The sequence below is a fragment of the Marinobacter sp. V032 genome (genome assembly GCF_052645435.1).
The window spans coordinates 151,816-165,619 of record NZ_JBQXYE010000003.1 but is presented as its reverse complement, the minus strand read 5'-3'; the positions used below and the strand labels follow the sequence as shown (position 1 = coordinate 165,619).

General features: G+C 56.5%; 13 protein-coding genes. 6 read left to right on the top strand and 7 right to left on the bottom strand.

All coding sequences use genetic code 11. The features are described 5' to 3' along the window. Window positions 1-46: 46 nt before the first annotated feature. From ACUN9X_RS14535 to ACUN9X_RS14510, 6 genes are all read left to right on the top strand, one after another. The gene (locus ACUN9X_RS14535; RefSeq protein ID WP_445473558.1) at window positions 47-991 is read left to right on the top strand and encodes a ribose-phosphate pyrophosphokinase; all 945 of its coding nucleotides are present in this window, start codon (window positions 47-49) and stop codon (window positions 989-991) included. Between the two features lie 170 nt (window positions 992-1,161). Continuing rightward, a complete protein-coding gene (locus ACUN9X_RS14530; protein ID WP_260034333.1) occupies window positions 1,162-1,806 on the top strand; it encodes a 50S ribosomal protein L25/general stress protein Ctc in 645 nt (214 codons plus the stop codon). 24 nt (window positions 1,807-1,830) lie between these two features. Further along, on the top strand, window positions 1,831-2,421 hold the full coding sequence (gene pth / locus ACUN9X_RS14525) for an aminoacyl-tRNA hydrolase (RefSeq protein ID WP_445473557.1): 591 nt from the start codon (window positions 1,831-1,833) through the stop codon (window positions 2,419-2,421). Window positions 2,422-2,495: 74 nt separating this feature from the next. After that, a complete protein-coding gene (gene ychF, locus ACUN9X_RS14520; protein WP_260034330.1) occupies window positions 2,496-3,587 on the top strand; it encodes a redox-regulated ATPase YchF in 1,092 nt (363 codons plus the stop codon). 64 nt (window positions 3,588-3,651) lie between these two features. Continuing rightward, window positions 3,652-4,365: a 4'-phosphopantetheinyl transferase family protein gene (locus ACUN9X_RS14515; protein WP_445473556.1), complete on the top strand. Its 714-nt coding sequence runs from the start codon at window positions 3,652-3,654 to the stop codon at window positions 4,363-4,365. 102 nt (window positions 4,366-4,467) lie between these two features. After that, entirely contained in the window at window positions 4,468-5,238 is a 771-nt protein-coding gene (locus tag ACUN9X_RS14510; protein ID WP_445473555.1) for an ABC transporter ATP-binding protein, read from the top strand. Between the two features lie 12 nt (window positions 5,239-5,250). Here ACUN9X_RS14510 and fhuF read toward each other — a convergent pair whose 3' ends face one another. The 7 genes from fhuF to ACUN9X_RS14475 all read right to left on the bottom strand — a co-directional run bounded on the left by fhuF (window position 5,251) and on the right by ACUN9X_RS14475 (window position 13,712). Next, a complete protein-coding gene (gene fhuF, locus ACUN9X_RS14505) occupies window positions 5,251-6,006 on the bottom strand; it encodes a siderophore-iron reductase FhuF (RefSeq protein WP_445473554.1) in 756 nt (251 codons plus the stop codon). A gap of 6 nt (window positions 6,007-6,012) precedes the next feature. Then, window positions 6,013-7,047: a GNAT family N-acetyltransferase gene (locus ACUN9X_RS14500; RefSeq protein WP_445473553.1), complete on the bottom strand. Its 1,035-nt coding sequence runs from the start codon at window positions 7,045-7,047 to the stop codon at window positions 6,013-6,015. Between the two features lie 21 nt (window positions 7,048-7,068). Further along, entirely contained in the window at window positions 7,069-8,076 is a 1,008-nt protein-coding gene (locus ACUN9X_RS14495; RefSeq protein ID WP_445473552.1) for a TauD/TfdA family dioxygenase, read from the bottom strand. Window positions 8,077-8,082: 6 nt separating this feature from the next. Then, complete coding sequence (locus ACUN9X_RS14490) at window positions 8,083-8,289, bottom strand: MbtH family protein (protein WP_260034320.1); 207 nt, start codon at window positions 8,287-8,289, stop codon at window positions 8,083-8,085. Between the two features lie 152 nt (window positions 8,290-8,441). After that, window positions 8,442-9,374 carry an iron-siderophore ABC transporter substrate-binding protein gene (locus ACUN9X_RS14485; RefSeq protein WP_260034319.1) on the bottom strand — a complete coding sequence of 311 codons (933 nt, stop codon included), beginning with the start codon at window positions 9,372-9,374 and terminating at the stop codon, window positions 8,442-8,444. 9 nt (window positions 9,375-9,383) lie between these two features. Further along, a complete protein-coding gene (locus tag ACUN9X_RS14480) occupies window positions 9,384-11,408 on the bottom strand; it encodes an iron ABC transporter permease (protein ID WP_445473551.1) in 2,025 nt (674 codons plus the stop codon). Between the two features lie 93 nt (window positions 11,409-11,501). Next, the gene (locus tag ACUN9X_RS14475) at window positions 11,502-13,712 is read right to left on the bottom strand and encodes a TonB-dependent siderophore receptor (RefSeq protein WP_445473550.1); all 2,211 of its coding nucleotides are present in this window, start codon (window positions 13,710-13,712) and stop codon (window positions 11,502-11,504) included. Between the last annotated feature and the right edge of the window lie 92 nt (window positions 13,713-13,804).

The following is a 13,804-nucleotide window of genomic DNA, read 5'->3' as shown; positions in this document are numbered from 1 at the left end:
TTCCGATTCTTCTGAACTGAACGCTGAAACCGAGAAGGATTCCGTCGTGTCCAAGTTAATGATCTTTGCCGGTAACGCTCACCCGGACCTCGCCCGCAGTATTGCCCAAAAGCTTCATATCCCCCTGGGGGAAGCCACTGTCGGTCGATTCAGTGACGGCGAAACCACCGTTGAAATCGACGAAAACGTGCGTGGCCATGACGTTTTTATCATTCAGCCTACATGCTATCCGACTAACGATAACCTCATGGAGCTTATCGTGATGGCCGACGCCCTGCGCCGCGCCTCTGCTACCCGGATCACGGCTGTAATCCCCTATTACGGTTATGCCCGCCAGGATCGTCGCGTACGTTCCACCCGTGTCGCCATCAGCGCCAAGGTTGTTGCGGACATGATCAGCAGTATCGGTATTGACCGCGTATTGACGGTCGACCTTCACGCCGACCAGATTCAGGGTTTCTTCGATATCCCGGTAGACAACATCTACGCAACACCGGTGTTGCTGGAAGACATCGAAGCCCAGAATTTCGAGAACATCATTGTTGTATCACCAGATGTTGGCGGCGTCGTCCGGGCCCGCGCAATCGCGAAGCGCCTGAACGATGCTGACCTTGCCATCATCGACAAACGTCGCCCGAAAGCCAATGTCTCGCAGGTTATGCACATCATCGGTGATGTCACCGATAAGACCTGCATTCTGGTTGACGACATTGTCGATACTGCCGGCACGCTGTGCAAGGCCGCAAAAGCCCTGAAAGAACACGGTGCTGCGCGCGTTATTGCCTATATCACGCACCCTGTTCTATCCGGCCCGGCGATCGAGAACATCAACGACTCTGATCTGGACGAACTGGTGGTCTGTGACACCATCCCTCTGGGTGACAAAGCCCGTGAGTGTGATAGAATCCGCCCCCTCGGAATGGCGGAGCTACTCGCCGAATCGATCCGTCGCGTCAGCAACGAAGAATCGATCAGCGCGATGTTCGAATAAGTCCGCGTTTTTCCAAAGAAATTCAGACATGGGGCCTTTATTGGCTCCATGTTTGTTTAAACACCCGGGAAATGGTTGCGCACAGGTGCGGCTGATTTTCGGGACATTTGAAACCACCAGGCCATCAACTTGGTCGCGAGTCGGCACTGGTGTTTATTGAGGTATTGACCATGTCTAACGAATTCCTACTCGAAGCATTCCTTCGCGATGACCAGGGGAAAGGTGCGAGCCGCCGCCTGCGTCGTGAAGAGCGTAAAATCCCGGCAGTCATCTACGGTGGCGGCAAGGATGCGCAATCCATTTCCATGTGGCACAACGACCTGAAAAAGGCTCTGGAAAACGAAGCTTTCTACTCTCACATTCTGACCCTGAGTGTTGATGGCAAGAAAGAAACCGTTATCCTGAAAGACCTGCAGCGTCACCCGTACAAGCCGACTCTGTTCCACGCTGACTTCCTGCGCGTTGATAACAAGCACGAGATCCACGTTAACGTGCCTCTGCACTTCATCAACGAATCCACAGCACCTGCAATCAAACTGCAGGGTGGCGCTGTGAACCACCAGTTGAACGAAGTGGAAGTCATCTGTCTGCCGAAGGATCTGCCAGAGTTTATCGAAGTCGATATGACCGACATCGAAATGGACCAGACCCTGCACCTGAGCGATCTGAAAATGCCTAAGGGCGTTCGCGTTGCAGCCCTGCTGCAGGGTGAAGATCACGATCAGGCTGTTGTTTCGGTTCACCTGCCGAAGGGCACCAAGGCAGACGAAGCGGAAGACGCAGCTGAAGACGAAGAAGGCGAAGCGAAGGAATAATTCTCGCTTCGGGGGCAAAGGCGCATGTCACAACAAATTGTCATGGTGGTGGGACTGGGTAACCCCGGTGCAGAGTATGAAAACACCCGCCACAACGCCGGTGCCCTTTTTGTTGAAGCTCTGGCCCGCGACGCGGGTCAGAGCCTTCGACCTGAAAAGAAATACCATGGCCTGTACGCCAAAGTGCAACTTGACGGCCATGACCTGCACCTACTGAATCCAATGACCTTCATGAATCGCAGTGGCCAGTCTGTTAAGGCGCTTGCCGATTTCTTCAAGATCAGCCCAGACCAGATTCTCGTCGCCCACGACGAGCTCGACCTGCCTCCCGGTACTGCCAAACTGAAAAAAGGCGGCGGCCATGGCGGTCACAATGGTTTGCGCGACATTATTGCCCACCTCGGCACCAATGATTTTCACCGCTTGCGGATTGGCATTGGCCATCCCGGCGACAGCCGTCAGGTTACCGGCTATGTACTCGGTCGTCTGACCAAAAGCGAAACCGGGCTGTTTAATGACATCTGCATGGACATCATGCGTGTACTGCCCGACGCGATCGACGGCCACCTGGCGCGCGCCATGAATGCGCTGCACAGTGTTAAGCCAGCTAACTGACCGCTAACATTCGCACCGGCTCAACCACACCGGTATAATTCCGCTTTCAATTTTGCATCCAGCAGAGGCTTTCCATGGGTTTCAACTGCGGTATCGTCGGCCTACCCAACGTCGGCAAATCCACTCTATTCAACGCCCTGACCAAAGCCGGTATCGGCGCTGAAAACTTTCCGTTCTGCACCATCGAGCCCAATGCCGGCGTCGTTGGTATGCCGGATCCCCGCCTGAACAAACTGGCCGAGATCGTAAAGCCAGAGCGGGTGGTACCCACAACCATGGAATTCGTCGATATTGCAGGCCTCGTCGCCGGCGCCTCGAAAGGCGAAGGTCTGGGCAACCAGTTTCTGGCGAACATCCGCCAGACAGACGCCATTGCCCAGGTCGTGCGCTGCTTTGAAGATGACAACGTGATCCACGTTGCCAACAAGGTTGACCCCGCTGCTGATATCGATGTCATTAACACCGAACTGGCGCTGGCTGACATGGATACCGTAGAGAAAGCCATCAAGCGGGTGCAGCGGGTTGCCAAAAGCGGCGACAAGTTCGCCAAAGCCCAGGAAGAAGTCTTCGAAACCCTGCTGCCTGTGCTCAACGAAGGCAAACCCGTGCGCAGCATGAACCTCGATGCCGAAAAGATGGCGCTGGTGCGCGAGCTTTGCCTGCTGACCGTTAAACCGGTCATGTACATCGCCAACGTCAATGAAGAAGGTTTCGAGAACAACCCGCATCTTGATGTTGTCCGCGCCATTGCGGCCGAAGAAAACGCGGTTGTTGTGCCCATCTGCAACAAAATGGAAGCTGAAATCGCGGAACTGGAAGACGAAGAGAAATCTATCTTCCTCGAGGAAATGGGCATGGAAGAGCCTGGTCTGGATCGCGTTATTCGCGCAGGCTACAAGTTACTCAACCTGCAGACCTATTTCACCGCGGGCGTTAAGGAAGTTCGGGCCTGGACCGTTCGGGTCGGCGCCTCCGCCCCGCAAGCAGCTGGCGTTATCCACACTGACTTCGAGAAAGGCTTTATCCGTGCCGAAGTCGTCGGCTACGATGACTTCGTGGCCAATAACGGTGAACAGGGCGCAAAAGAAGCCGGAAAATGGCGCCTTGAGGGCAAGGATTACATCGTTAAAGACGGTGATGTCGTGCATTTCCGCTTCAACGTGTGATGCATCGGGCGGAGAGCCTGATTCCCAGTTACTCTCCGCCCCGCTATGACACCGGAGTACCTTCTTGAATCTGCCACGCTGCTGCTCACCCTTCCAGACCCAATGGCCAGGTCATCAGACCCCGGCCAAAACCGCCTTTGTCAGCACCCTCTTCAATGCCGCCGCTTTCCACGACGACGAATTTGATACCTGCAACATTCCCAGACCGGCGATGTTTGAGCGGGCGGTTAACAAGCGCAAGGCGGAATATGTGGCCGGACGCGCCTGCGCCCGGGAAGCCCTCGAGCTGGAAACCGGCATTTCCAGCGTACCTGAAATCGGTGAAGACCGGGCCCCGATCTGGCCAGCCGAGGCCGTGGGCACCATTACCCACAGCGACGGCTGGGCAGCAGCACTGGTTGCGTCACGGCAGCACTATCAGGGGCTCGGTATCGATGTGGAAACCGTAATGTCCGCTGACCGTGCCCACCGCCTGATTCAGGAGATTTTAACCCCTGACGAACAGCGTCGTCATGCCAGCGCTTTGGAAGCTGATCCCGGTCAACTGCTGACCATTATCTTCTCTCTGAAAGAGAGCCTTTTCAAAGCGCTCTACCCGATTGTTAAACGGCGCTTCTATTTCCAGCACGCAGAGCTGGTCGGCTTTGATAACCAGGGGCAGGCAACCCTGCGCTTGCTCACCGAGCTTTCACCCGAATGGCATCATGGTCGTGAAGTGGACGCTCAGTTTACCGTTTTCGATAATCGTATCCTGAGTCTCGTCACCATCCCCTCCTGACGGTGCCCACCTGCCTCAAGCCTGATTGATAATAATTAGCATTTAGCCTACCATTCCAGATCCCTGCCAGCCCGCTGGCTCTGTTCGTTGCCCGGAGTTTCCATGTTTTCGCTGGATGGCGTCACTTACCAGTTACCTGACCGTACCCTGCTTCACCCACTCGACCTGCAGATTCACCACGGCAAGATGGTTGGATTGATCGGGCATAACGGTTCGGGTAAATCGACGCTGATCAAGCTGTTAGCCCGCCAGCAGGCGCCCAGCAAGGGCACGCTGTCACTGGAAGGAAAACCGCTGGAATCCTGGGGCGACCGGGCTCTGGCGCGCCAGATTGCGTATCTGCCCCAGCATCTGCCTTCTACCGAAGGCCTGACGGCGCTCGATCTTGTGCGTTTTGGCCGCTATCCATGGCATGGCGCCCTGGGCCGTTTCAGCGCGGATGACCAGCACGAAGTCGAAAAGGCGCTGGCTCTCACCCATACCGAAGTGTTCGCAAAGCGCCCCATTGATGAACTTTCTGGCGGCGAGCGTCAGCGCGTCTGGCTTGCCATGTTGCTGGCACAGAATGCGCGCTACCTGCTGCTGGACGAACCCACCTCGGCGCTCGATATCGCCCACCAGATCGACGTACTTGCGTTAGTGAGGGACTTGTGTGACCGGTTGGATATTGGTGTGGTGGTAGTGCTGCACGATATCAATATGGCAGCGCGTTATTGCGACCACCTAATTGCCTTACACAGTGGTCGGCTGCTGACCCAGGGGTCGCCTTCTGAACTGATGGACAGCGACACCCTCAAAGCCATTTACGGCGTTCCGATGACCGTCATGCCCCACCCTCATGCCGAAGGCAACACGATCGCCATCGCGCACTGAGGCTTTCAGGCGTCAAACAGTTTCCGGCAAGCGCGCGCCTGCAGGCGGGCGATCAATGTGCGGACAATTCTCGCACAGTGCCAGCTCTGGCAGCAGATAACGGACGCAGCAATGACGGCGTTGTCTCAGCGGTGACGGCCCGCTCTGCCTCTCGACATAACGCACGGGTTGGTACATCGGATTGCGGGAGCCGTCTGGTCGGCACGCGGTTTCGATCAATGCCTGACCATCCTCAATCATGGCGGCAGGCAACGGCACCTTGGCCATCATCGATACCAACCATTCAAAGTAGTTACCCGCGTTACTCCAGAGCACCTTCCGGGAGACCTTCACCTGCCCGACTACGCCCTCAATAAACGGCGTAAAATTACCGTCCAGCAAATCGCTGAAACGCTCGAACGGCCCGTCCGGCGCAGCATTCCAGCGCTCCCCCGCATGAGGCAATTTAAAACCTTCGGGTAAACCATCATCACCGATAATGATCTGCAGGGTTTCGAACGCTACCGGCAGCCGCCACCCCAGCACCAGACTGGCCGCCACTGTCGGCACTGTCAGTCGCAGGAAATAGGTTCGGGACCACTGGGAAACCAGCGCCCGCCGGTCACCATCGGCACAATCAGGCGCATAGGCCATCAGACGTGCCTCAAGCCCGTCAGGCGTGACAACATCAGTCGCGGGAATGGCAGGCCGGGGATCATCCGGCAGCGCCATGATATCGCGATAATGAGCAAATTCGCCGGTAAATAAAGGCGCCAGTTCAGCAATCATAGTGAATCAACACAGATCACACCGATCAAAAAAACCTTCACGGGTCATCGCCATCAATGCCGCGCGCTTGTGTGGAAAATCGAACTCCTTCAGACGGCAAAAACCGACACGCTGCAGGTGAGCGATCATCCGGTCGTTATCAGCCCGGGGCTCGGACACCAGCGTTTGAGTCCGGGGTTCATCAAGCAACAGGTAATGGGACAGCGCTGAAAGCCAGCTCCGCACCTTGTGAGGACCGCGACGATGCGCCTCCCCCACCAGCATGTGAATGCCCCGGTCATAATGACCCGCATCGTAATAGCGGCCGAGACGATCTTCCTGTGCCCAATAGACTTCAAAGTAGGCAAATGGTTCATCGTCGAAGCAGCCGATCAACATCAGGGAATGCGGATCCTCATCCAGCTTTTGCAAATGGGCACGGTGTTCTTCAAGCGATCCGGTTTCTTCCCAGAAGGCACTGACTCGCGGGTCATTCTGCCAGCGATTGAATCTTTCCAAGTCGGTATCAACATCCAGAGTGCGTAGCGAGATCCATTGCCCCAGGCGGTTGTCAAAACGCCGGTAGACTTCACCTTTCGGCGTCGGCGGCCGCTGCGGATAGCGAACACCGCCGGCAACAGCGAAGAGTTGCGGATACCCGGCACTGGCCGGCGCCCGAAGCCATTGTTCCGGCAATTGCCAGAACAGACTCCTCAAACTGGCGCCTTGGGCATTGGCGATCAAACCACTGCGAAGCAGTTCGGCATCGATATCGAGATCACGCCAGTGCAAGGCGTGACAATCCGGGTAGAGTGCGAAATGCCAGTAACAAGCAGCCCAGATAGCCTCAAGGCGCCGCTCACCATCACACTCCACCAATTGTAGATGCCAGTCTCTGGCGCTATCCCGGGTGCCTTTTTTGTCGCCAGACTCGCTGGCGCGTTCGCCCTGAAGCTGAGTCAGTGGCTGATCACCCAGAGCTAGCGTCAATACGCTGCCATTGATGCGGGCCTGCAGGCTGCGACCGTCGGGTAACGCCACCGAGGCGGATGTGTTGGACATAAAAACTCCAGAATATTCAGATCAGTCGTGGCTGCCGTTCAGAGCATGACCTTCTGCCATCGCCACCACCACTTTTCGCGCCCCTTCAAACGGCTGTCTTGAATGAGCCGCCAGCATGTTGTCGAGCATCAGTACATCACCGGTCTGCCAGGGGAAAACGATCCTGCAGTCGTCGAGTACGCCGCGAACTTCATCCAGCGCAGACACTTCAATGGGCGAGCCATCTCCGTAATAGACATTGCGTGGCAGACTCTCTTCACCCACGGTTTCGAGCAGTATCTCCTGCATTTCGTCATCAAGCGCGGAGACATGGAAGAGGTGTGCCTGATTGAACCAGACCCAATCACGGGTGCGCGGGTGTCGGGCGGTTGCCTGACAGCGCTGGGCTGTTCTCAGGCTGCCATCCGGTTGCCACAGAACATCAATATCGCGATTGCGGCAATAGGATTCGACCTTTGCCACGTCGTCGGTGTTGAATACCTGCTGCCAGTCCACGTCGAGCCCGTTGCCGTAATTGCGTACATAGCGCAGGCCCTTGTCCTCAAAACGCTGTCGCAATACCGGGTCGATGCGTCTATAGATCTCACGACTGTCAGCAATCGGTGTCTCCCCTCCCGATTGCGCCGCCTGGGCACAGTAAAACCAGATGCGCATCGGCCAGTCGGTGGTGTACGCCTGTTCGTTGTGCAGCGGAATCGAGCGATGAGCAGGGTATTCAGTCGAGGTATACACCCCCCCACCGGTTACCTGACTGCGCGGTGTGGAACCAAATTCGTAGCTCAGTAATGGATGACCGAACCCCGATGCAAAGGACTGAAACACCTCGATGCCCGGATCTTCGAAGCCACTGAACAAAATGCCGCCGGAAGTTTCCAGACATTCAGCAACCAGACTCGCGATATCAGAGGACAGCGCTTTGAGACTTGTGCCGTCAGCGATTGGGCTGACCCGCAGCGGGAAGCCGTCTTCGAGCTGCAGGGTGTCGCCCCACTGACGTATCTGACGGTTACTCGGAGACGCGAAGCCCATGACAAATCAGGCTCCGGCCAGATGCTGACGCAGGCTCAAAGGTCGCATATCTGTCCAGACCTCTTCAATGTGAGACAGGCAGGTCTGCTTGTTGCCCTTGACGCCCACGGCCTTCCAGCCATCGGGCAGCGCCTTGTAATCCGGCCAGATGGAATATTGCTCCTCAGGATTGATCACAACCTGAAATAGGGTGTCGTCATTATCGAAACTCATGCCTTGCCTCTCTGTATCGGATCAGGCGAGCGACCCATCAGATAAGCCATACTCGCTGTGCATTTACCTTAAAGACGAACCAGCGACATAAAAGTTTAGGGGCTGTTTGAAACTTACCGCTCAGTAGATCAACGCATTAACCAAGCGGGGCACTAACGCGTCATTCCGGACAACTCGTCCGTCATTTTCTTCATGAGAACGGTGGCGGTCTCCGCCCCACCAAAGGACCAGTATGGTGTTTCCAGAAAGCCGTACTGGCCATGCTGCGCAACAGGAAGCGCCTGCCATAAGGGAGATCTGAATAAGGCAGACGCTTTGAAATTACCGATAAACAGCACATGGAGATCGTCTTCTGCAGCCAGGGCCTGAACGTCAATCCGGCGGTGGAGATTTCTCGCCTCTCGCAAGGGCCATGGATTGGTGCCCCCCAACCTGTTCGCCAGACTGACAACAAGGGTTTGCTCATTGGAAACGATAAACCGCCCCTGAATCGACAACGGATAAAGCACTGCCAGCGGCTGTCCGGCCAACCCCAGATTTTGCGCCGTCTGCTGGCCTTCACGAATGGCTTCGTACATGCGGTTCAACACTGCATCCGCTTGACTCTGTCTACCCGTCAGTCCGGCCAGATGGCGCAACATGGCGTCTGCTGCATCTATCGCGTCGTCCGATGATGGCGCCATGGATACCCGGTATATCAGCGTGGGTGCCAGCGCATCGAGTCGACCAAACAGTCCCGTATGCAGGCTGGAGATCCCCAGCACAAGATCAGGCTTAAGCAGTACTAACTGTTCAAGGTTCGGTTGCTGGGGCGACCCCAGTGATACGGTATTCTCAAGCTGCTCAGCATTCGGCTTGCCCTGTCTTCGGTAGGCATCAGGGTTCGCAGCGCCAACCGGCTCGATGCCCAGCGATAACAGCATTTCAGTTGTGAGATCATCAAGGCTGACAATGCGCAACGGATGGTCGGGCAGTGTTGATGATTGCATCGCCACAACGTCAGAAACAGCAGACGCCAGGAGCGGCGCACCCATGCACCAGATTGCGAATATCACCTGAATGGTGGTTTTGAATCGGATAGCCATGATCGCCCCTCAGGAACGCCGAAAGTAAGTGCGGCTGAGTAATACCAGAAACACGGGCCCGCCGATGGCGGCCGTCATCACACCCAGCGGAATATCCAGCGGAGCCAACAGACGCTGCCCCAGAACATCGGCAACTACCAGCAAACCAGCCCCCATTAATGGCGTCACAATCAACCGATCCCGGTAACCGTGAAATCCCAATAACCGGACGGCATGAGGTACCAGCAAGCCGACAAAGGCCACGGGTCCAAGCACACTGACGCTCGCAGCGATCATCACGCTGGCCAGCGTCAGCAGTAGTAAGCGTTTACGTGGGGCGCCGACACCCAGACTGTTGGCAACGCCATCACCCAGCGCGAGCAAATCCATCCATCGGCGGGCCAGAATCGCCAGCGACAGACCGATAACCAGCCAGGGCAACAGGGTCCAGACTTCGGTCCATGTGGCCCCGTAACTACTACCGGACATCCAGATCAGTGCCAGTGCCACATTGAGACTGTAATAGCCGATCAGCAAGCTGGTCACGCCTGCCGCCATGCCGGTGATCGCAAATCCTGTCAGAATCAGACGCAGCGGATCCAGGCCGTGGCGGATGTTGAGCAGGATCACCAGACCCAGCGCCAGTGCCGCGCCGATCCAGGCAAATGGCAATCGCCAGGCTGGCGCCATATCCGGCAGCAGAACCAAACCGGCCAAGACCACCAAGGCCGAGGTCTGACTGACACCCAGTACGCTTGGACTGGCAAGCGGATTGCGGGTAACGGCCTGAAGTATCAACCCGCTTGTCGCAAACAGCGCACCACCAAGGGCGTCTACCAGCAAACGAGGCAGCCGCAGATCAAACAGGGTCCAGGACAGATGGCCGCCCTCAAACAACGAAGCCAGCGTAATCGGCGTCGCACCACCCAATACACCGATCCAAAGGCCGGCTGCCAGTACCAGCAACAATATTCCAATGGTCAGTGAAAGCGGAAGCCGGACGTTAACCGGCCCCCCCATCATTGACGAACTTTGCGCCGGCACCCCGGATCGGCTAGTCAGGCGAAGCAGAAGAATGACGGCAAGACCACCAATGATGGCCGAGAAGGTCGCCAACGGGAGCTCGATCAGAAACTCCAGCTCCGTGACCAGAACATCGGCAGCGAGCGTCAGAACAGCGCCCCACAACGCCGCGAGCGGCAACAAGCTGGCCGGCCAGCGCACACCAAATCCGTAGCGCACCAGGTTCGGTGCCACCAGACCAATAAAGCCAAGGGGCCCTGCCACGTGAATTGCAAGCGCGGTAATGACGGTACCAATCAGTATCACAATGGCTTTCAGGAGACGCGGGGACAACCCCAGCATTCGCATCTGGGCATCGCCCAGAAGCGCCATATTGAGCGGTCGACGCAACAGCAATAGCGCCAGCAACAGAGGCGGCATCAGCCAGAACGCCGGCTCAAGCCTCTCCCAGCCCAGCTGGCTCAAAGAGCCGGTATCCCAGATGGAGACCACCAGCGCGGCATGTTCGTTCAGGGTAAGCAAAAGCGTAATCAGCGCGTAGAGTATTTGCGCCATCGCCATACCGGCGAGCACCAACCTCAGGGGCGTAGTGCGACTGCCTCCTGCCAACGCAAAGGTCAGCATAGCGGCAAGAATGCCACCGATAAAAATCAGCGGCAGGCCGAAACTGGCGGGCAACATGAGCCCGAGAATCACGCCAAACTGGGCGCCTGCCGTAATCCCCAGCAAGTCGGGCGACACCAGCGGATTGCGGGTAATCAGCTGCATCAACGCACCGGCGATACCAAGGCCGGCACCCACAAGGACGCCGGCCACCGCACGGGGAATCTGGGACCACCAGAGCAACAGGCCATCAATACCGGGAGAGGCCTGCCACGGCGCCAACCAGGCATCCATTGAAGGGAGCGGATAGCGGGAAAGACTCAACCACAACAGAACCGCCAAAACCAATGCACCCCACCCGGCGACCCGAAGGGCCCGGCGACCGTAACCATGGCCCGAGGCTTCATCCATGTTGAGTGTAGCGCTCACACCCTGATCCTTATGCCGACAAATGCTGTGATGATACAAACGACAAAAACGGCGAAGCCAATGCTCCGCCGTTTTTGGTACTGCCCCCGGTACTTACCAGTTGTAAGTCAAGGTTCCCTGTATCGTGCGTTCAGAACCCCAGTAGCAGCGACCGGCATTGTTACATTCGGCCACGTACCGCTTGTCGAACAGGTTCTGGACATTGCCCTGCACCCGCCAGTTTTCGGTCATCGCATAGCCGATGGCGAAATCAAACAGGGTGACATTCTTGGTTTTCAAAGTGCCGTACGCGAGCGTCGGAGAAGGATATGCGTAGGAGCTTCCCAGATAACGTGCACCTACCCCGGTTTCCAGTCCATTCAGCATGTCACCGAAGAACTCGTAGTTGGCCCAGAGCGATGCCTGATGACGGGGCACGCCAACAACCTGGTTGCCTTCATAGCGGGAGCCGCCATCTTCGGTGATCTCGGCATCGGTATAGGTGTACGACGCCACCATGCTCAGGCTTTCGGTCAGATCACTCCTGACCTCCACTTCCGCCCCTCGGGATACCGATTCGCCAATTTGACGGTATCCGGCAATGGTCGAGTCGTAGAACAGATCACCATCCTTGTTGATTCTGTAGGCTGCAACCGTTGCCGTCGTGTTCCACCCGATCGGCTCGTACTTGATACCGGCTTCATACTGGTCACCAGTGATCGGATCAAATGGCGCCTGTCCCGGATTCTGAAGCTGCTGCACCGGCACGAATGACGTGGCATAACTGATGTATGGCGATATTCCACTATCAAACTGATACATCAGACCCGTTTGCCAGCTGAAATCATCATCTTCGGTGCTGATGTCATTGCCGCCAGCAAGGCGGTTATCAACTTCGCTTTTTGCCCAGTCATAACGACCGCCTATCAAACCGATCAAACCACCAATCTTGCCTTGCCACTGCGTGTAAATACCGGCCAGGTCCTGTTTGGTGTCATCATCACTGGACAGGTTGGAGGTCTGCGGTTCACTCGGCCATTGAGGATCGAACACATCAAGAGGGGTGTATTCATTTGGCGCCTGACTGACATACTGGACCTGATCGAACGAGGTCTTATCAAAGCTGGCACCGACTAATACCGTATTATCAAGATCGCCAGTCCGGAATTTACCGACCAGCCGGTTATCAATCGAAAACGCGGTCGACTCATTTTCGCGATCGCGACCGTAGGCAACGACAAACGGATCGTAACCGTCACCAGCCGCGCCCCCGAAGCCAGCAGGCGGGAAACTCCACCACACTTCATTGCGCTGAATCTTGGACTTCATGTAACGCGCGTTCTGGCTAAAGGCCCAGTCGCTGTTGAACCTGTGCTCGTATTCGTAGCCGAGCGTCCAGAACTCACGATCAAAGGTATCCCAGGTAGGATGACCAAGAGACGCGTCAGTGCTCTGAGTCTGGCCGCTCGGGTGATCCAGCAAGGTGCCCGCCGCGGGCAACCCCAGCTGAATCTCTGTCTTGTCTCGCTGATACAGGCTGAGTAGCGTCAAGGTGTCCTGCTCGGTCAGCTTGAACGTAAGTGAAGGCGCAATAAAAATACGATCATCTTCGACGTTTTCAGTCTGGGTATCTGCATCACGACCGAGAAACACCAATCGGCCCAGAACGTTGCCGCTTTCGGTCAGTGGTCCCGAGACATCGACTGAACCTTCTGCCCGGCTGTGGGTGCCGTAGCTGAGATTGACCTCTCCCTGCGGTGTTTCAGTGGGACGCTTGCTGACCAGATTAACCAGGCCACCTGGAACGTTTTCTCCGTAGAGCACTGACGTTGGGCCCTTGAAGACTTCGACGCGCTCAAGGCCATAAGGCTCGGCAGACGTCGAATAGGCATTCGATTGCACCCGCAGGCCGTCACGGTAAGTGCCGTAGCCGTAATCCCGCTGGTTCATACCGCGAATATAAAAGATATCGCCGGCCAGGCTGTCACCTACCGGGAAACTTGGCGCAGAGATACCGGGAACGTAGCCCAGGATGTCACTCAGCGTTCGGGAGTTCTGGTCTTCAATCTGGTTGCGTGTGACCACAGAAACGGATCGCGGTGTCTCAGAAAGCGGCGTATCGGTTTTGGTCGCCGTCAGGCTGCGCTCTGCTTTGTAGCCATAATCAGGGCCAACCGGACCCTGACGGTCGTCAGAAACGACAATTTCATCCAGTTCTACCGCTTCCTCATCCTGAGCCATCGCGTGCAATGGCAGTGCACCGGCCACTAGCGCGGCCAGCATGCTGATGCGGAAGGCCTGCGAGTTATTGTCGGAACGTTTCATACCTGTATTCCCTAACATGTTGATCCTTTGGAGCAGCGTGTTCCCGCGGCCCGCTGAAAAAGCCCTAGCACCTTAATTAAACTTAACCTTAA